15 protein-coding genes are annotated in these 18,142 nt (G+C 73.7%); 2 read left to right on the top strand and 13 right to left on the bottom strand.

Going from position 1 to position 18,142, the window contains the following annotated elements:
- Positions 1-134: 134 nt before the first annotated feature.
- The 11 genes from Vau01_RS46350 to Vau01_RS65070 form a co-directional block, all read right to left on the bottom strand.
- On the bottom strand, positions 135-2,351 hold the full coding sequence (locus Vau01_RS46350) for a hypothetical protein (RefSeq protein WP_204006925.1): 2,217 nt from the start codon (positions 2,349-2,351) through the stop codon (positions 135-137).
- Positions 2,348-3,532 (bottom strand): glycosyltransferase family 4 protein, encoded by a 1,185-nt coding sequence (locus Vau01_RS46345; protein WP_204006924.1) that lies wholly within the window; start codon positions 3,530-3,532, stop codon positions 2,348-2,350. The genes Vau01_RS46350 and Vau01_RS46345 overlap by 4 nt, the downstream gene beginning before the upstream one ends.
- Before the next feature lie 7 nt (positions 3,533-3,539).
- Complete coding sequence (gene murJ / locus Vau01_RS46340; protein ID WP_239152412.1) at positions 3,540-5,129, bottom strand: murein biosynthesis integral membrane protein MurJ; 1,590 nt, start codon at positions 5,127-5,129, stop codon at positions 3,540-3,542.
- 5 nt (positions 5,130-5,134) lie between these two features.
- Positions 5,135-6,001 (bottom strand): hypothetical protein, encoded by an 867-nt coding sequence (locus Vau01_RS46335; RefSeq protein ID WP_204006923.1) that lies wholly within the window; start codon positions 5,999-6,001, stop codon positions 5,135-5,137.
- Positions 5,991-6,932: a copper transporter gene (locus tag Vau01_RS46330; RefSeq protein ID WP_204006922.1), complete on the bottom strand. Its 942-nt coding sequence runs from the start codon at positions 6,930-6,932 to the stop codon at positions 5,991-5,993. The genes Vau01_RS46335 and Vau01_RS46330 overlap by 11 nt, the downstream gene beginning before the upstream one ends.
- A 20-nt stretch (positions 6,933-6,952) precedes the next feature.
- Positions 6,953-8,125, bottom strand: coding sequence for a putative cytokinetic ring protein SteA (gene steA / locus Vau01_RS46325; protein ID WP_204006921.1), 1,173 nt, complete (start codon positions 8,123-8,125; stop codon positions 6,953-6,955).
- Positions 8,126-8,231: 106 nt separating this feature from the next.
- Entirely contained in the window at positions 8,232-9,977 is a 1,746-nt protein-coding gene (recN, locus tag Vau01_RS46320) for a DNA repair protein RecN (protein WP_204006920.1), read from the bottom strand.
- 35 nt (positions 9,978-10,012) lie between these two features.
- Positions 10,013-10,900 carry an NAD kinase gene (locus Vau01_RS46315; protein WP_204006919.1) on the bottom strand — a complete coding sequence of 296 codons (888 nt, stop codon included), beginning with the start codon at positions 10,898-10,900 and terminating at the stop codon, positions 10,013-10,015.
- Positions 10,897-11,673 carry a TlyA family RNA methyltransferase gene (locus tag Vau01_RS46310; protein ID WP_204006917.1) on the bottom strand — a complete coding sequence of 259 codons (777 nt, stop codon included), beginning with the start codon at positions 11,671-11,673 and terminating at the stop codon, positions 10,897-10,899. Before Vau01_RS46310 ends, Vau01_RS46315 begins: the two co-directional genes overlap by 4 nt.
- A 10-nt stretch (positions 11,674-11,683) precedes the next feature.
- Positions 11,684-11,845, bottom strand: a complete 162-nt coding sequence (locus tag Vau01_RS46305; RefSeq protein ID WP_204006915.1) for a hypothetical protein — start codon at positions 11,843-11,845, stop codon at positions 11,684-11,686.
- 20 nt (positions 11,846-11,865) lie between these two features.
- Complete coding sequence (locus Vau01_RS65070) at positions 11,866-12,852, bottom strand: phasin family protein (RefSeq protein ID WP_308440516.1); 987 nt, start codon at positions 12,850-12,852, stop codon at positions 11,866-11,868.
- A gap of 128 nt (positions 12,853-12,980) precedes the next feature.
- Between Vau01_RS65070 and Vau01_RS46295 the strand changes: the two genes are divergently transcribed.
- Complete coding sequence (locus tag Vau01_RS46295; protein WP_204006913.1) at positions 12,981-13,316, top strand: SCP2 sterol-binding domain-containing protein; 336 nt, start codon at positions 12,981-12,983, stop codon at positions 13,314-13,316.
- A 166-nt stretch (positions 13,317-13,482) separates the two neighbouring features.
- Here Vau01_RS46295 and Vau01_RS46290 read toward each other — a convergent pair whose 3' ends face one another.
- Together Vau01_RS46290 and Vau01_RS46285 are read right to left on the bottom strand one after the other, a co-directional pair.
- On the bottom strand, positions 13,483-14,478 hold the full coding sequence (locus Vau01_RS46290; protein WP_204006911.1) for an HAD-IIA family hydrolase: 996 nt from the start codon (positions 14,476-14,478) through the stop codon (positions 13,483-13,485).
- Complete coding sequence (locus Vau01_RS46285) at positions 14,475-15,230, bottom strand: tetratricopeptide repeat protein (RefSeq protein WP_239152430.1); 756 nt, start codon at positions 15,228-15,230, stop codon at positions 14,475-14,477. Before Vau01_RS46285 ends, Vau01_RS46290 begins: the two co-directional genes overlap by 4 nt.
- A 39-nt stretch (positions 15,231-15,269) precedes the next feature.
- On the opposite strand from Vau01_RS46285, the gene Vau01_RS46280 reads away from it, so the two are divergent.
- Positions 15,270-17,024, top strand: coding sequence for a hypothetical protein (locus Vau01_RS46280; protein WP_204006908.1), 1,755 nt, complete (start codon positions 15,270-15,272; stop codon positions 17,022-17,024).
- The last annotated feature ends 1,118 nt before the right edge of the window (positions 17,025-18,142 follow it).

Genomic DNA, 18,142 nt, shown 5'->3' with positions numbered 1-18,142 from the left:
ACTCCTCGCAGCCCGCGCCAGGTTTCTGAAACGTTCCAGCCGATCGAAACCTACAAATCGCCGGAGCGCCTGTCAACCCGTGGACGCGTATTTACCTGCAAAGACTTAAGCCATCAACCCGACAAACCTCGGGGTTAGGAGGTGGACGCGGCCCGCACCGGGGGGTCGATGACCACCGGGATCGTGCGGTCCGCGGCGTGGTGCCGCACGCGGACCACCGCCAGCACCGTCAGCGGCATCGCGACCGCCAGGGCCGCACCCATCACGTTCAGCGCCACGCCCTCGACCAGGCCGGCCAGCAGGGTCGCGACGATCGTGCCGGCCAGCGCGCCCCGCACCGACGGGAACAGGCCGTACACCCGGCGCAGCCCACCCCGGTCCTGCAGCAGCACCAGCAACGTGTAGAGCGCCACCCCGATCACCAGCACGGTCAGCGGGCTGTTCGCGAACGTCACCACGCTCGACTCCCCCGCCCGCCGGACGACCAGCGACGCCGTCCCGTCGTCGACGTGCGCGAAGAACCGGCCGACGCTGCTCTGCTGCTCCGCCGGCCGGCGCAGGTCGAGCAGCGCGAACGTCGTGGCCAGTCCCAACCCGGCGAGCACCGCCCAGGTCAGCCTGCGGTACGACAACCAGCCACCCACCGACATCGCCGCGGCGGTGCAGACCCCGGCGGTCAGGCCGACCGCGCCGGCGGCGTCGGCGCCGAAGTACGGGCTGCCGACGATGACCGCGCCCACCGAGCCGACCACGGCGATCACCACCGGCCGCCACCGGCGCGGGGCGCGTTGGGCCAGGGCCGCGGCGAACAGCAGGAGGCTGCCGGTGAACATGCCCAGCCCGATCGTGCCGATGCCCGCGTACCGGGCGCCGGACAACGCCGAGTACCCGGTGACCCCGTCCAACTGCAGCCGCGACCCGGTGAGCACGTCGAGCCCGATCGCCAGCACCGCGGCGCCGGCCACTCCGCCGACCGGCCCGAGTGCCCGCTGCCGCGCCGTCAGCACGCCGACCACGGACGTGGTCGCCAGGAGCACCAGGGCGAAGAGGGCCGCGAACACCCAGCCCGGCCTTGACGTGCGCCACCACGGCACCATGTCGACGAGCATCGCGGCGGGCGCGGCGAGCGCGGCGGCCAGCAGGCCCCACTCGGCCCACTCCCCCGCCGTCCGGGGCACCCGGGTCGACAGCCAGCGGGGCAGCAGTCGCCACAGCAGGAGCGAGGAGCCACCCGGCACGGACGTGCGCAGCAGCGGGATCACCGCGAGGAACAGCGCGAGCTCGGCGATCGCCAGCACCAGGAAGAACGTCGTCGACACCCGTCGCTGGGCGCCGGCCAGCCGGTCGGCGTCGGAAAGCCGGTCGACGGCGGCGTTCAGGTCGGCGGGCCGGCCCGGTTCCCGGGTCGCGGCCGCGCCGGCGAACAGGTTCAGCGGCGCCGGCCGGTCCAACGCCGCCAGCGCGGTGGGCGCGAGGTCGATGAGCCGCAGGTAGCCGTCGCGGCCGGTGCTGGGCGAGGTGAGCCAGCCCGGCCCGAACCCGGGTCCCTGCGCGATGGCGACGTGCAGCCGCGTCGTCTTGTCGGTGTCCGACAGCCCGGCCACGATCACCAGCGACCGGTCCGGACGGGAACCGAGCACGGCCGACAGCGCCAGATCGGCCTTGCGCGCCGCGACGATGCGGGAGTAACCCTCGCCGGCGATCACACCGAGGTCGACGAACGACAACCGGCACGAGCCGAGCAGCTCGCGCAGGTTCCCGTCGACCGACTCGGCGTACCGGTCGATGCGCCCGAACGGACGCGCGGCCCCGAGCGCCGCGCCGGGGCCGACCGCGGCGGTGCACTGGGCCGCCTCGGACAGCGCACCGAGGTCGGGGTCGTTGTCGAGGTCCTGGTTCGTCGCGGAGATGTCGGCGTGCTCGATCGTGGGCAGCTTCGCCCCCCGCGAGTCCGGGCCGGCCGGCTCCAGCTCCGGGTACTCCAGCGAACAGAGATCGTCGTCGGTCAGCCCGTTCGGCCCGCGCGCGTAGTCGCCGGCGCCGAGCGTGAGCCAGCCGTCGACCGGGCAGGTGGTGTCGCGGGCCGAACGCACCACCAGCGCGCCCACCGAACCCTGCTGGGCCAGCGCCCACAGCGTCGGCGTCTCGATCGGGCTGATGTCGTCCCAGCGCAAGCCGGGCGCGCCGACCAGCACCACGTGCCCGGCCGAGGTCCGCATGGCGGCCGCCTGCGGCCGCGGCACCAGCGCCAGGATCCCGATCAGGGCGACGGCCAGCGCCAGCAGGTACGGCAATGCCCGGTTGTGCGGGCTCCGCAGTGCCGCGCGCCACTGGTGCACTGCGCCGATCACGGCGCGCCGACCGCCACGAGCTCGGCGTACAGCGCGGCCACCCGGGCGGCCGTCTCGGCCTCGGTCGGCCACGTCGCGGCCCGCGCGAGGCCGCGCCGCGCCAGGTCGGACCGCGCGTCACGGTCGACGAGCAGGGTCCGCACGGCCGCGTCGAACGCGTCCGGGTCGTTCGGGGGGACGAACGCCGCGGCGTCACCGATCAGTTCCGGCAGGCCGCCGACGGCGGTGGAGACCAACGGGACGCCCGCGCGCAGCGCCTCCTGGGCGAAGAGCTGCCGCGCCTCCCAGTCGCTGGTGACCACGGCGAGGTCGGCGGCGCCGAGCAGGTCGGACACGTCGCCCCGGTGCCCGGCGAGCGTCACCGGCGCGTGGCTGGTGAGGATGCGCTCGGCCAGCGGCACGTACTCGGGCCCGCTGCCGGCGATCACCACGGCCGGCACGGGATCGAGCGCGGTATGTCCCTCGACCCGGCCGGCCCACCGGGCGGCGACGTCGATCAGCAGGTCGTGCCGCTTCTGCCGGTGCAGCCGCCCGACGCTGAGCACCAGCGGCCGCCCGCCGGTGACGCCGAACTCCGACCGCACCTCGCCGGGCGGGCGTGCCGGCGCCGGCAGCGTCGGGGCGGCGACCTCGCCCAGCCGCACGTCCCTGCCACCGAGCGCCCTCACCCGGTCGACCAGGTCGGACGACGCTCCGAGCGTGACGTCGGCGGCACCGGCGACGTAGCGCTCGAGCTGGCTGTAGATCGCCTTGCGGAGACCGCCGGCGAGCACCCGGTTGTGCCAGGTGACCACCAGCGGCACCTTGCGTCTCGTCGCCTCACCCGGCGACAAACCAGCCATTTTCGTCGCCTCACCCGGCGACGAGCCGGCCGTTTTCGGCCGGGCCAGCGCCGCGACCAGGCCGGCCCGCAGGCCGTGCGCGTGGATCACCTCGGGCGCCACGGTGGCCAAAGCCCGGCGCAGCACCCGCACGGCGACCGCGTCGGCGGGCTGCGGGCTGGCCGGGATCTCGACCGGGACGAACGAGGCGCCGAGCGCGGCGAACCCGAACTGCGTGTCGGTGGCGGCCGGCCCGAGCACCGTCACGTCGATGCCGGTCTCGACCAGCGCCGCGGTGAGCGACATCACGTGCCGGCCGACGCCGCCGGTGCTGGAGGCCAGCACCAGTGCCACCCGCATGTGTCGGTCACTCCCTCTTGATCAATCGCCGCACCCGGGCGAGGGCGGGCCGCACATCGTGCCGGTCGGCGGCGTACGCCACCGCCGTGAAGACCACAACGACCAGCACCGCGCAGAGGACTCCACGCAGCAGCGCCGGGGGGACGCCGGGCCGGTCCGGCACCGTGATGGTACGCGCCGCGAGCGCGACCGCCGTACCCGCGGCGGCGGCCCCCAGCCCCACCAGGGCGGCCCGCCCGGCTCCGGCGAGTGCCGCCGGACCGATGCGCCGGTGCGCGCTCACGAGCAGGGCGACGCCGAGCACGGTCAGCCCGACGGAGTGTCCGGCGGCGAGGGCGGCCACGCGGTCCCCGTCCGGTACCACCTGGCTGAGAACGACAGCCGCCGCCGCGATCGCGGCCCAGCCCACCGCGGTGGCCGTCGCGACCGCTGCGGGACGGTGCCGCGCGTAGAGCGCGCGGGACAGCAGCGCGAACAGGCCGTAGCCGATCACGCCGGGCCCGAACGCGGCGATGCCGGCGGCGAGCGGCGCGGGATCGGGCCGGTCGGAGTCGAGGGCGGCGAGCGTGATCGCGGCGTCCGGCGCGACGGCCACCAGCAGGGCGGCGCCGGCGGCGGTCACCAGCAGGGTGGCCCGCAGGGCGGTCGCGGTGGTGGCGGCGAACCCGTCCCGGTCGCCGTCGGCCTCCTTGGCGGCCAGCGTCGGGAACGCCGCGGTGGCGATCGGGACCGCGAGCACCGCCCACGGCAGCAGGAAGACCGTCTGGGCGAGGGCGAACATCGCGACCGAGCCGGCCGGCCCGCGTCCGGCGAACGCGATCACCAGGGCGAGGCTGGCCTGCTGGGCGCCGACGGTCACCACACCGGCGGCGGCCAGCCGCCGCACCGGGCCGGCCACCGCGCCGAGCCGGTAGGTCGGCCGGATCCGCAGCCCGAGCCGGCGCACCGGCACCACCAGACACAGGGTCAGGACGGCCACGGCCAGGGTCGTTCCGCCGGCGAGCAACGCCAGGTCGACGCCGTCGATCGCGGCCACGTCGGGGCTGGGGCCCGCGCGCAGGGCGAAGGCCACGTACACAAGGGCCACGGTGACGCTGGACAGCAGCGGCGCCAGCACCGGCCAGACGAACCGCCGGTGGGCCTGCAGCACGCCCGCGAGCACGACGCCGATCCCGTACAGCGGCAACTGCGGCGCGAAGATCCGCAGCATCGTGGCGCCGGTCTCGATGTCGTCGGGCGACGCCTTGACCAGCAACCGCACCACGGGTTCGGCCACGAGCGCCAGCACCAGAGCGACCGGCGCAAGGATGGTGACGACCCAGGTGAGCTGGGCGGAGACGGTCCGCTGCACGGTCTCGCGGTCGCCGTCGCGCAGCGGCGCGGCGAGCACCGGCACCACGAGGCTGGCCAGCGCCCCGCCGGCGACGATCTCGAAGATGATGTTCGGAACGGTGTTGGCGGCCTGGTAGAGGTCGCCGAGCCGGGCCAGGCCGACCGCCCAGGTGAACACCAGAATGCGGCCAAATCCGGCAACCCGGCTGGCCACGGTGAGCGCCGCGATCATGCTCGCGGCGCGGGCCAACCGCGCGCCTGCCACCTGTGTTATTTCGGAACCCGCCCCAGGGCGTCGAGTTCGCGCAGCCCGGGGGTCCCCTCGATGACGCGTGTGAAGCTGACCTTCTCGCTCGCCGCGGTCAGCGCCACCACGCCGGCGAGCAGGGCGAGCCGCCCACGCCGTCCGGTCCGGGCGGCGACCGCCGTGCCGAGCAGCGCGCCCAGCGCGTTGGCGCCGGCGTCGCCGAGCATGGTCCGCTCGCCGAGGTCGTCGGGCAGCAGCGCGGCGGCGGCACCGGCGGCGGCCGCGGCGGCCGGTGCGCCCGGCCCACCGGCGACGGCCAGCGGCACCGCCGCGGCCAGGCCCACCTTCAGCGCCCGCCCGGGCCGCAGGTCGAACAGGTTCACCAGGTTCGCGGACGCCGCGATCAGCGCACCGGCGACCACCGCGTCGGCGGCACCGGCCACGATTCCGGTGCGCGCCCAGCGCCCAGTGCGGTGATCGAGGTGACCGGCGGCGGCCATCCCGGCCACGCCGATCCCGATGATCTTGACCATGCCGCTGGTGACCCGGCCCTGCCGGAGCGCGCTCAGGTGCCCCCGGAACCCCTTGGCACCGGCCTGCCCGGGCCGGCTGCCGACCACGTCGTCGTAGGCGCCGACCGCACCGGCACCGAGCCCGGCGACGGCCGCCGCCACCCCGACCGGCCCGCCGGACAGCGCCGCCACCCCACCCGCGCCGGCGGCGTAGGCGAGGCCGCCGGCCAGGCTCACGTCGCGTCCCCGGAAGTTCGTCCGCCGCAGCGAGTCCCGCGCCCTCTTCGTGGCCGGGACCTCGGCGGACATCGCCCGCACCGCGAGGCGGGCGGCCGCCGCGCCCGCGAGCGCCGCAAGAACCGCGCGCCTACGACCCATTCTTGGTTCCCGCGGGCGCCTTCGGCATCAGGCCGTTCTGGCCCGACACCCCGTAGTGGCCGGCGGTCTTGCTCTCGATCTGGTCGGCCAGCGCCAGCAGCACCGCCGCCCGGCCCTGCGGCGTGCCGGCGTTGTCGACCGTGGAGACCGGCTTCGACAGGTCGGAGTCGCCGCGGACGGCGCCGACCAGATTGCCGTCGCCGGCGGTGCTCTCGGCGGCAACCACGATCGGGCCGGCCTTGTCGAACTGCTCGACGATCGTCTTCAGACCGGTGTTGAACTTGCCGGCGTCCTTCTCGTTGTACGGCGGGCCGGCCAGCACCAGGATCGCCTCGGCCGGTTGCTTCACGAGGCTGCCGACGAGGTACGAGCCCAGGAACGCGTTGAGCGTCTTGGTGCGGTCGGGCTCCGCGACCTCCGGGTTGTGGTCGACGAGCACCGCGGCGAGCAGCGCGGCACCGGTCTCGACGCCGTTGCTGTTCGCCGGCAGCCCGGTGACGGTCGACGGGGTGCCGTTGTCGACGAGGTCGAGCAGTTCCTCCTTGCTCGCCGGGTCGACGAACCGCTTCTGGAACGAGACCTGACCGGTGATCGTGGCGCCGCCGACGGTCCGCAGCGCCTCGGCCACCCCGTCGACGTACTCCTTGTCGGCGTCGGTGGTGGTGATGATCAGGACCCGCTTGCCGTTCAGCCGGTTGCCGATCATCCAGGGGAGCGCCTCGGTGGCGAACTTCTCCTCCTGCTCGGCCTCCTCGTTGAGGTGCTTGACCTCGTCCCGCAGGCTCTGGTTCTCCTTGCCCATCTGGTCGACCGACGCGGCGAGGCCGTCGGCGGCCGGGCCGTTGAACGCGGCCGTACCGACGATGAGTCCCAACGCCAGAGCCAGGAACACCGCGGCGATGGACACGACGTGGTACCGGAAGTTGATCACTTCGCCCTCTTTGAGTACGACTAGGAGAAGAGGTTGAACATCAGCTTGTCCCACCACTCGGCCGCGACGCCGAGCCACGCCTTACCCAGCGTGGACACGGCAACGGCGGCCGCCATGGCCGCAAGGGCCGACATCACCAGTAGTACCAGGGACGAGGTGGAGAGGTTCTGCCGGTACAGCCGGCTCACGCCCTTGGCATCGACGAGCTTACCGCCGACCTTGAGGCGGGTGAGGAACGTCGACGCCATGCCGGCCCGGCCCTTGTCGAGGAACTCGACCAGCTTGTCGTGGGTGCCGACCGCGACGATCAGCGTGGCACCCTTCTCGTCGGCGAGCAGCATCGCGATGTCTTCGCTGGTGGCGGCCGCGGGGAAGGTCACCGCGGGAACACCGAGCTGGTCGACGCGCGCCAGGCCGGGCGCGCGCCCGTCGGGATAGGCGTGCACGACGACCTCGGCGCCGCACCGCAGCACGTCGTCGGACACGGAGTCCATGTCCCCGATGATCATGTCGGGCGTGTAGCCCGCCTCGACCAGCGCGTCGGCACCGCCGTCGACGCCGATCAGCGCCGGCTTGAACTCGCGGATGTACGGACGCAGGACGTCGAGGTCGGCCTTGTAGTCGTAGCCGCGCACCACGATGAGGCAGTGCCGGCCGCTCAGCCGCGTTTCCACCTCGGGCACGCCGACGCCGTCGAGCAGCAGCTCACGCTCCTGCTTGAGGTACTCCATCGTGTTGGCGGCGAACGCCTCCAACTGCACCGACAGGCCCTCCCGGGCGTCGGCCATCGCCTGCACCACGGTCTCGGTGTCGTGCCGGTTACCCTCGGCGAGCGGCTCGTCGCCCCGGAAGATCTTGCTACCTTCGATGCGGATGACGTCGCCCTCGCGGAGCTTCTCGAACAGCTCCTCGCCGAACTCGTCGATCAGCGGGATGCCGGCCTTGACCAGCACCTCCGGCCCGAGGTTAGGGTAGCGACCGGAGATCGACGGTTTGGCGTTGAGCACCGCCGCCACCTCGGCCGCCACCAGCGAGTCGGCGGCCACCCGGTCGACGTCGACATGATCGATGACCGCGATGTCGCCCGGCCGCAACCGACCGGCGAGCCGCTTGGTTCGCCGGTCGAGCCGGACCGTGCCGACAACTTGCCCGGGTTCCGCGGTCCGGGTGCGGCGCAGCATTGGTAGACGCATCGTGAACCATCCTGGCACGCCGCGGCGACTTCTCCCGACCGCGACATGCGAATACCGAACAAATCCCCCATTTCGCCGCGTTGCCGGCGGCCTCAGCGCCGCGGCCTCAGCGGCGCTTCTCCTTCGCGGCTACCGCCAGGAGCTCCTCGGCGTGGGCGATGCCCAGATCCGAGTCGGGCAGGCCGGCCAGCATCCGGGCCAGTTCCCGGGCCCGCTCCGTGTCCTCCACCAGCCGCACGCCGCTGGTCGTCACCGCGCCACCGGTGTCCTTCGCCACCACCAGGTGACGATCGGCGAACGCGGCCACCTGCGGCAGGTGCGTGACCACGAAGACCTGGTGATCGCGGGCCAGCCGCGCCAGGCGTCGGCCGATCTCGACCGCCGCCCGACCGCCGACCCCCGCGTCGACCTCGTCGAAGACCAGGGTCGGCGGGCCGCCGGCACCGGCGAACACCACCTCGATGGCCAGCATCACGCGGGACAGCTCGCCGCCCGAGGCGCCCTTCTGCAGCGCCAGCGACGGCGCGCCCGGGTGCGCCAGCAACCGCAGCTCCACCTCGTCGGCGCCGTCGGGGCCGACGCCGACCTCGGCACCGGCCACCGTCAGCGTCGGGCCGCCGCCGACCGGCCGCTGACCGATCGCCACCTCGACCCGGGCGTGCGGCATCGCCAGGCCCGTCAGCTCCTCGGTAACCGCGTCGCTGAACCTGGCCGACGCCTCGCGCCGGCTCGCCGACAGCTTCGCGGCGAGCTCCGCCGTGTCACCCGCCAGCCGGCGGCGCTCCCGGTCGAGCTCCTCGAGCACCTCGTCGGACGTGTCGAGCTCACCGAGCCGGGCCTGCGCGTGCGCCGCCCAGGCGAGGACGCCGTCGATGTCCTCCGCGTACTTGCGGGTGAGCGACCGCAACGCGGACCGCCGCTCGTAGACCTCCTGCAGCCGGGCCGGGTCGGCGTCGAGCGCGTCGAGGTACCGGTTGAGGTCGAGCGCGACGTCGCTGATGACGGTGGCGGCCTCGGCCAGCCGGCCGGCCTGCTCGCCCAGCACCGCGTCGAGCTCGGCCTGCGCCTCCAGCGTGCGCTGGGCCGTGGACAGCATGCCGTTGACGTCGGGCGTGTCGTCGACGGAGCCGCCGAGCACCTGGTACGCCAACTGCGCCGCGGTGCGCAGGCCCTCGACGTGTTCGAGGCGCTGCGCCTCGGCCTTGAGCAGCTCGTCTTCACCGGGCTGCGGGTCGACCCGGGTGATCTCGTCGAGGCCGAGCTTCAGCAGGTCGGCCTCCTGGTGACGCTCGCGCGCGGTGCGCCGCCGGTTCGCCAGGTCTTCGTCGACGGCGCGCCACTGGGCGAACCGCTCGCCGTACTCACCGAGCAGCTTCTCGTGCGCGGAGCCGGCGAACCGGTCGAGCGCCCCCCGCTGCTCCGACGCCCGCAGCAGCCGCAACTGGTCGCTCTGCCCATGCACGGCCACCACCGCCGCACCCACCTCGGCGAGCACCCCGGCCGGCACGGCCCGCCCGCCGACGTGCGCCCGCGAGCGTCCCTCGGCGGTGACGGTTCGACTCAGCAGCACGGTCCCGTCGTCGTCGATCTCACCGCCGGCCTCCTCGACCCGGGCCTGTACCACCGGGGCCGCCGCGCCGGCCAGGCGCAGGCGGCCTTCGACCACCGCGCGGCCGGTGTCGGCCCGGACCCGGCCGCCGTCGGCGCGGCCGCCGAACAACAGGCCCAGGCTGGTGACGACCATGGTCTTACCGGCGCCGGTCTCGCCCGTGATGACGGTGAGGCCGGCCCCGAGGGGAAGGGTGGCGTCGGAGATGACGCCGAGACCGGTGATGCGGATCTCGTCCAGCACAAAGAAGGACGATAGTCGCGGGGTACGACAACTCGCTATGTGTGTTGCCCCCGCCAGCCATCAACGGGTAGACCGAACTTGGCGACCAATCGGTCCGTGAACGGGTTGTCACTCAATCGGACGACGCGGACCGGCTGCTCACCCCGGCGCGCCGTCACCACCGACCCCGGCGGCAGCGTCCACGCCCGTCGCCCGTCGCACTGGAGCTGGGCGAACGTCGTGTACGGCGCCACCGTGACCGTGACCGTCGAGGTCGGCGCGGTCACCAGTGCCCGGCTGAACAGGGCGTGTGCGCTGTTCGGCACCAGCAGGATGGCCTGCACGTCGGGCCACACCACCGGGCCGCCGGCCGAGAACGCGTACGCCGTCGAGCCGGTCGGGGTGGCGACGAGCACGCCGTCACACCCGTACCGCGACAGCGGCCGCCCGTCGACGTCGACCATCACCTCGAGCATCCGTTCCCGGATGCCCTTCTCGACGCTGACCTCGTTCAACGCCCACGACCGGGCGATCAACTGGCCGTCGCACTCCACCTCGACGTCGAGCGTCATCCGCTCGTCGACCAGGTAGCGGCGGGCCACCACGTCGCGCACGGCCGTGTCGACGTCGCTGATCTCGGCCTCGTTGAGGAACCCGACCTTGCCGAGGTTGATGCCGAGCAGCGGCACCTTCGCCGGCCGGGCGAGCTCGGCGGCGCGCAGGAACGTCCCGTCTCCGCCGAGCGCGAACACGATCTCCGCGCCCTCGGCGGCGGCCGGCCCGCGCACCGGCTGCACGCCGGGCAGCTCCAGTTCGGGTGCCTCCTCGGCGACCACCCGCACGGTGAAACCGGCCGCGATCAGGTCGGCGGCCACGGTGCGCGCATGCGCCGAGTTCTGGCGCCGCCCGGTGTGGGTCACCAGGAGCGCCTCACGCTCTGTCACGTGGTCACCGCTTCGAGCATTTCAAGATCTAGTGGACGCGCGTCGCGCCGCAGCCACAGGAAGAACTCGATGTTTCCGGCCGGCCCGGGCAGCGGACTGCGGGTGACACCGGCCACCCCGAACCCGAGGTCTTCGGCGCTCTTGGCCACGTCTGTCACCGCCTCCGCCCACAGGCCGGGGTCGCGGACCACCCCGCCGGGCCCCACCCGTTCCTTGCCGACCTCGAACTGCGGTTTCACCATAGGCACAAGATCGGTGGTGGTGCATGCGGCGAGCGCGGGCAGCACCAGGGTCAGCGAGATGAACGAGAGGTCGGCGACGGTCAGGTCGGCCGGCCCGCCGATCACGTCGGGGGTCAACGCGCGCACGTTCTGGCGATCAAGGACTCGAACACGATCATCAGTACGCAGCGACCACGCCAATTGGCCGTACCCGACGTCGACCGCCACCACTTCCGCCGCGCCGGCGCGCAGCAGAACATCGGTGAAGCCACCGGTGGACGCGCCCGCGTCGAGGCATCTCCTGCCCTTTGGCGACAGCCCGGTGAACGCGTCGAGCGCGCCGGCGAGCTTGTGCCCGCCGCGCGACACGAAGTCGGGCCCGCCGTCGACCACCCGCACCGGGTCGGCCGGGTCGACCAGCGCGGCCGGCTTGCCCGCCACGAGTCCCTTGACCTCGACCCGCCCGTCGGCGACCAACGCGGCCGCCTGTTCCCGCGATCGCGCCAGGCCCCGCCGCACGAGTTCGACGTCGAGCCGGTTCCGTCGAGCCATGCCCGGCGCGTCAGCGCTCGTCGATGGTCGCCAGGGTGCCCTGCAGTTCCTGCTGCACGGTGGCGAACCCGGCAACCTGCTCGGCCGGCGGCAGGTCGGCGATCCGGTCGAGCTCGGCCAACGCCGCGTCGACACGCGGGTGGCCGGTCGTCTCCTGGGGGTCGTCGGTCATCGTCTGTTCTCCGGTCGGGCCTACGGAACGGGTTCGCCGCTGGTGGGCGTCCGCTTGGTGGTGGTCTTCTTGACGGCCTTGCGGGCCGGCACGGGCCCGGCGGGGCCGGGCGCCGACGCGGTGATCTCCGCACCGACCGCGGACGGGGTCGCCTTGGTGGCGCCCTTGCCTGCGGTCTTGGCTGCAGTCTTTGCGGCGGCCTTCTTCGCCGGAGCGCTCTTCGCGGCCTTGGCCGGCCCAGCAGCCTTGGCCGCCCCGTCGGCCTTCGCCGGCTCAGTCGCCTTCGCCGGCTCAGTCGCCTTCGTCGGCCCAGCCGCCTTCGCCGCCCCGTCGGCCTTCCCCGCCCCGTCGGCCTTCTCCGGCCCAGTCGCCTTCGTCGGCCCAGCGGCCTTCGCCGCGCCGTCGGCCTTCGCGCCGTCGGCCTTCGCGGGCCCAACAGCCTTCGCGCTGTCGGCCTTCGCGCCATTGGCCGAGCCAGCCGCCTTCGCCGGTGCCGCCGCCTTGGCCGGCTCCCCCGCCACCTTCTTGGCGACCGTCTTCTTCGCGACCGCCTTCACCGCCGGCGCCACATCGGCCGGAGCCGAGGCCACATCGGCCGGAGCCGGAGCTGCCACCGCCTTCTTGGCCACGGTCTTCTTCGCGACCGCCTTCTTGGCCAACGAACTCGGCACCGGACCGCTGTCGGCGACCGCCGGCGCGACCACGTTAGTGGCCTGAAGCTGCGCCTCCAGCTCCCGCACGCGGGCGGTCAGCGTCTCCACCTCGTCGGCCTTGGCGAGCCCGACCGCGTTCAGCGCGCGCTCCAGCTCGACCCGCACGAGGGTGCGCACCGCCTCCCGGTTCGCCGCGCTGGCGCGCACCAGCTCGTCGGCCATGCCCTGCAACTGATCGGCGCTGACGCCGCTCTTGCCGACCAGCCGCTTCGCCGTCTTCAACGCCTTCTTGCCGGACGCCTCCGTGACGCCGAGCGCCATCTCCAGGTACGCCCGCCACGCGTCTTGCCGCATCGTGTGCAGCTCCTCTCAAAGCCCGTTCCCCGCAACGCTACCCGGAGAGAACCGGTGCGGTGCGGTAGCGTGCCGCACATCGTCGGCGTGGCGATCCTGCCAGGTTCTTCAGAAGGGGACGACACCACATGGCCACCCTTGAACAATGCCGAACGGCGCTCGACCAGCTGGCCACGAAGCTGGCCACGAATGCCGAGGCCGGTGGCCGGCTCGACTTCAACCGCACGCTCGCCTGCCAGGTCCCCGACCTGCAGGCCGCGTTCCACGGCAGGCTGGAGAACGGCAAGATCGTCGACCTCACCGACGGCGACGACCCCAGGGCCAAGATCAAGATGATCATCAACAGCGACGACCTGCTGGAACTGGTGGCCGGCACCCTCGACGCCGGCAAGGCCTTCGCCAGCGGCCGCCTGAAGATCAAGGCCAGCGTCATGGACCTGCTGAAACTCCGCAAACTCCTCTAAACGCGCCTCAGTCCCCGTTGATCTTGCAGTTGTGGTGCCCCACAAACCGGGTCAATCCCCAGTAAATCCGGCACCACAACTGCAAGATCAACGCGCGGAGCCCGCGCGGCAACGCGCGGAAACCGCGCCACCGCACGGAACCCGCGCCACCGCGCGGAAGCCCGCCCTACACCAGACGCAGATCCGCAAGAGCGGCCGCGGCCGCCTCGCCGTCCGCCCGCAACCGGGGCAGCGGACCGTCCAGCCGCCACGCCGTCGCGCACAGCGCACGCAGCGCGTCGACCGACGACCCCGCACCCCGGAGCACCAGGTGACCGGCGTCGACCTCGGCCCGCCAACCGGCACCGCCGTCGGCCACCGGCCGCGCGTCCTCGTCGGTGAACAACCCGCCGAGATCGGCCGCCACGTACGTCGGACGCTGATGCGCCGGCGCCGCCAGCAGATCCGCCGGCCGGTGCACGCCCGTCAGCACGAGGACGCTCTCCATCGACGCGGCGTTCGCGCCCTCGATGTCGGTGTCGAGCCGGTCGCCGATCACGACCGCCCGCCCGGCCCCGCGCCGCTTCGCGGCCTGCTCGAACAGCGCCGGCGCCGGCTTGCCCACCACCAGGTCGGGCTCCCGGTCGACGGCCACCGCCAACGCGGCCACCAGCGCACCGTTCCCGGGCAGCGGCCCGCGCGCCGACGGCAACGTGCGGTCGGCGTTCGTCGCCACCCACCACGCGCCGGCGCGCACCGCCACGCACCCCTCGGCGAGCTGCTGCCAGCCGATGTCGCGCCCGTACCCCTGCACGACCGCCACCGGCTCGTCGTCGGCCGACCACACCGGACGCAGTCCCACGTCGGTCAGCTCGGCCGCCAGCTCCCGCGTCCCCACGACAAGCACCGCGCTGCCCGCCGGCAGCCGCTCGGCCAGGACCGCGGCGGACACCTGCGCCGACGTGACCACCTCGCCGGCCTCGCTGGGCACGCCCAGCTCGGCGAGGTGCGCCGTGACGCTCGACGCCCGCCGCGACGCGTTGTTCGTCGCGTACGCGACCGCCAGGCCCTCGTCGTGCAGCCGGCCGATCGCGGCGACCGCGCCCGGCACCGCCGCCGGCCCGATGTAGACCACGCCGTCCAGGTCGAAAATGAACAGGTCGTGGGTGGATGCGATGGTCACCGCACCGGGTCCGGGCCATCGTCGGCCGCCGGGGGTTCGGTGAATATCACGACGCGGCCGGGCCGCGTCGTGGATTCAGGGTGACGCGTCTGCCCGTCACCCGACGTACCGCCGGCGTCGCCGCGCTCACCCCCGGTGTCATCGCCGCCCGCCGGATCGGTCGGGTCGTCGATGACCACGCCGTCGAGTTCGAGCAGCCGATCCGCGGCGTCGGTCACCAGGTCCTCGTCGACGTCGGCGGCCTTGGCGAACCACTCCCGCGCGTCATCGGTGCGCCCGGCCGCCAGCAGGCTGTCGGCGTACGCGTACCGCAGCCGGGGCCCCCACGGGGCATCGTCGTCCCGCAGGTCGGGTACCTGCAGCATCGCGACCGCCGCGTCCGTCTGGCCCATGTCCCCACGCGCACCGGCCGCGACGATCAGCAGCTCGATCGCCTCGTCGGGCTCCAGCTTGTCGAGGTTCGCGGCCCGGTACAGGTCCACCGCCCGCTCGGGACGCCCCTGCGCCCGCTCACAGTCCGCGATGACCGCGAGGTGCGTCTGCCGCCCGGCTATGCGGTGGTAGGTCCGCAACTCGGCGACCGCCATCGACCACTGGCCGGTGTGGTATGCCGCCAACCCGACCGCCTCCCGCACACTGGCCACCCGCGGAGCCAACCGCCGCGCCACCAGGGCGTGCGCCAGCGCCTCGGCCGGATCATCGTCGAGCAGCAGTCCCGACGCCACCAACCGCTTGCCGACGAGGGTCGCCACCGGGCCGGTCAGCGTACGAAGCTCCGACCGCACCTCCGGGTGCAGATCCCGCGGGTCGATGTCCTCCGGCAACTCCGGTTCCCCACCCGCACGGGGCCGCTCGACGGACTCGTCGGAGGCGGCTACCGCCTCGTCCAGATCGTCGTCTTCCTCCTCGTCGTCCTCGTCCTCGTCTTCTTCGTCGTCCTCGAGGCCTTGGTCGTCGGCCCGGTCCTGAGGGTCGTCCTCTTCGTTCTCTTCGTCCTCGTCGTCTTCTTCTTCGTCTTCGTCGTCGTGCTCGTCGTCGTGCTCGTCGGCTACCGCGGCGCTGTCCTCGTCACCGGCGTCGTCAAGCTCGTCCGTCTCGTCGACGTCCGTGTCCTCGGATCGGTCACCGCCCACGATCATGTCCGCCGGCAGATCCTCGGCCAGGTCCTCCGCCGGATCCTCGACGACCCCGTCGACGCCGACGCCCTGCTCCCCGGATACAGCTTCGCCCCGGTCACCGCTGTGACGCCGCTCACCGTCAGCCGGCCCGTACCGACCACCCGGTCGGTCGCCCGCCGGCCGATCCCGCCCGTACGACCGGTCGCCGTCCTGGTTCCGCCCACCCGAGCGATCCCGGAAGTCCGACTCCGACCGCCCCCGCGGCCGGTCACCCGCGTCCCCGGCTGCCGGACGTTCGCCGTCCCGCGGGAAGGCCCCCCGGTCGCGATCGCGGAACTCCCCGCCACCGCCGCCCGAGCCCCGCCGATCATCCCGCCGCTCGAACCGACGCCCGTCCCGCCCGGTCCGCTCGTCGTGCCGCTCGAACCGGCCACCTTCCCGCCCGGCCCGCCCGTCATCCGGCCGATCAAACCTGTCGCGCGCCCGGAAGCCGCCCGGCCGCTCGCCCCGGGAGCCCCCGTCCCGATCACGGAACCCGGACCCCTCACGGCTGCCCCGGAACCCACCGTCCCGATCGCCCCGCGGGCCGCCATCACGGAACCCGCCATCACGGTTCCCACCACGGAAGCCGCCATCACGGTCGCCGCGCGGAGCACCATCACGATCCCCACGGAAACCGCCTTCACGGTTGCCCCGCGGGCCGCTATCACGGTCCCCGCCACGGAAACCGCCTTCGCGGTCGCCCCGCGGAGCACCGTCGCGATCCCCACGGAAGCCACCATCACGGTTCCCACCACGGAAGCCGCCTTCGCGGTCGCCCCGCGGAGCACCATCACGGTCCCCACGGAAGCCACCATCACGGTTCCCACCATCACGATCGCCCGAGCGGAAGCCGCCCTCGCGGGCACCGCCACGGGAACCGCCGTCGCGGGAGCCGCTGTCACGGTCGCCACGGAAGCCGGTAGGCCGGTCACGATCGCGGAAGCCGCCCCGGGAGCCGCCGTCGCGGTCGCCACGGAAGCCGCCCTCGCGGGGGCCCGAAGGCCGGTCACGGAAGCCGGAGCCTTCCCGGCTACCACGGAATCCGCCGCCGGGCCTCTCCTGATCACGGTCCCGGTATCCGGAACCCTCGCGGCTGCCGCGGAAACCACCCTCACGGTCGCCGAAACGTCCGCCGCGATCGCGATCCTGGCCGCCTTCACGGGGACGGTACCCGGATCCTTCACGGCTGCCCCGGAACCCGCTGTCGCGGTCGCCGAAACGACCACCCCGGTCGTCGCGGGAGCCACCCGGCCGGTCGCCACCGCGGTCGCGGTCGCCGCGGAAACCGCCGGCACCACGATCCGAGCCGCCGCGATCCGAGCCGCCCCGGAAACCACCGGCACCACGATCCGAGCTGCCCCGGAACCCTCCGGCACCACGGTCTGAACCGCCCCGGAAACCGCTGCCGCCGCGATCCGAGCCGCCGCGGAAACCACCGGCACCACGATCCGAGTCGCCGCGGTCGCGCGGTGGGCGGTCGGGGCGGAAGCCGCCGCTCGAACCTCCGCGGTCGCCGCCGCTGGAGCTGCTGCGGTCACCGCCGCGGAAGCCGCCCTCGCGGTCGCGGAAGCCGGAGCCCTCGCGGTTGCCCCGGAACCCGCCTTCGCGGTTGCCTCCCTCGCGGGGTCGGTAGCCGGAACCCTCACGGCTGCCACGGAACCCGCCGTCGCGGTCGCCGCCACTGCGGAAACCACCACCGCTACCGCCACGGTCGCCGCCACTGCGGAAACCGCCGCCGCCGCTACCGCCGCGGTCGCCACCACTTCGGAAACCGCCACCGCTGCCGCCGCGGTCGCCGCCGCTGCGGAAACCACCGCCACTGCTGCCGCCGCGGAAACCGCCGCCCTCGCGGAAGCCGCCCTCGCGCGATCCGCGGTCGGAGCGGCCACGATCGCCGGAGTCGCCTCGGCCGCCGCGGTCACCGCCACCGAAGCCGCCACTCGAGCCGCCACGATCGCCGCCACCGTAGCCACCGCCGCCGGAACCGCCACGGTCGCGGAAGCCACCGCCGCCCGAACCGCCACGGTCGCGGAAACCGCCGCCGTCCGAGGCGCCGCGGTCGCCGAAGCTACCGCCACCGGAGCCGCCGCGATCACGGAAGCCACCACCACCGGAACTGCCACGGTCACGGAAACCACCGCCGCCCGAGGCGCCGCGGTCGCGGAAACCGCCGCCGCCGGAGCTGCCACGATCGCGGAAGCCGCCACGGTCACCGCGATCGGAGTCACGGCCCGGGCGGTCACCGGACTTGTCGGAGTTGCGACCGCCGCCCGGGGCGCTGTCGCGGCCTGCAGGGCGGTCGGGGCCGTTGCCGCTTCTCGGAGCGCGGCCGGCGTCATTGCGATCGCGGGGATCCGGGGACGGATCCGGCGACGAGGAGTCCGTCACTATTTTCCCTCTCCAAAGGGTCCGTACCCGGCCTGCGGGGGCTGAAACGGCAGGCGGTTGGATCGGACCGTACATGAAATGAAACGAGGGCCGCCATCACGGCGGCCCTCGTCATG

This window comes from Virgisporangium aurantiacum, from assembly GCF_016863635.1.
In the GTDB taxonomy this organism is placed as follows: Bacteria; Actinomycetota; Actinomycetes; order Mycobacteriales; family Micromonosporaceae; genus Virgisporangium; species Virgisporangium aurantiacum.
This window is presented reverse-complemented; position numbering and strand designations above follow the sequence as displayed.

Bases quoted from the DNA above. Each gene is read 5' to 3' on its own strand.
- Vau01_RS65070 (WP_308440516.1), bottom strand. From the start codon at position 12,852: ATGCGGCAAGACGCGTGGCGGGCGTACCTGGAGATGGCGCTCGGCGTC.
- Vau01_RS46345 (WP_204006924.1), bottom strand. From the start codon at position 3,532: ATGCGGGTGGCACTGGTGCTGGCCTCCAGCACCGGCGGCGTCGGCCGG.
- Vau01_RS46335 (WP_204006923.1), bottom strand. From the start codon at position 6,001: ATGGGTCGTAGGCGCGCGGTTCTTGCGGCGCTCGCGGGCGCGGCGGCC.
- Vau01_RS46295 (WP_204006913.1), top strand. From the start codon at position 12,981: ATGGCCACCCTTGAACAATGCCGAACGGCGCTCGACCAGCTGGCCACG.
- Vau01_RS46310 (WP_204006917.1), bottom strand. From the start codon at position 11,673: ATGGCTCGACGGAACCGGCTCGACGTCGAACTCGTGCGGCGGGGCCTG.
- steA (WP_204006921.1), bottom strand. From the start codon at position 8,125: ATGCGTCTACCAATGCTGCGCCGCACCCGGACCGCGGAACCCGGGCAA.
- Vau01_RS46305 (WP_204006915.1), bottom strand. From the start codon at position 11,845: ATGACCGACGACCCCCAGGAGACGACCGGCCACCCGCGTGTCGACGCG.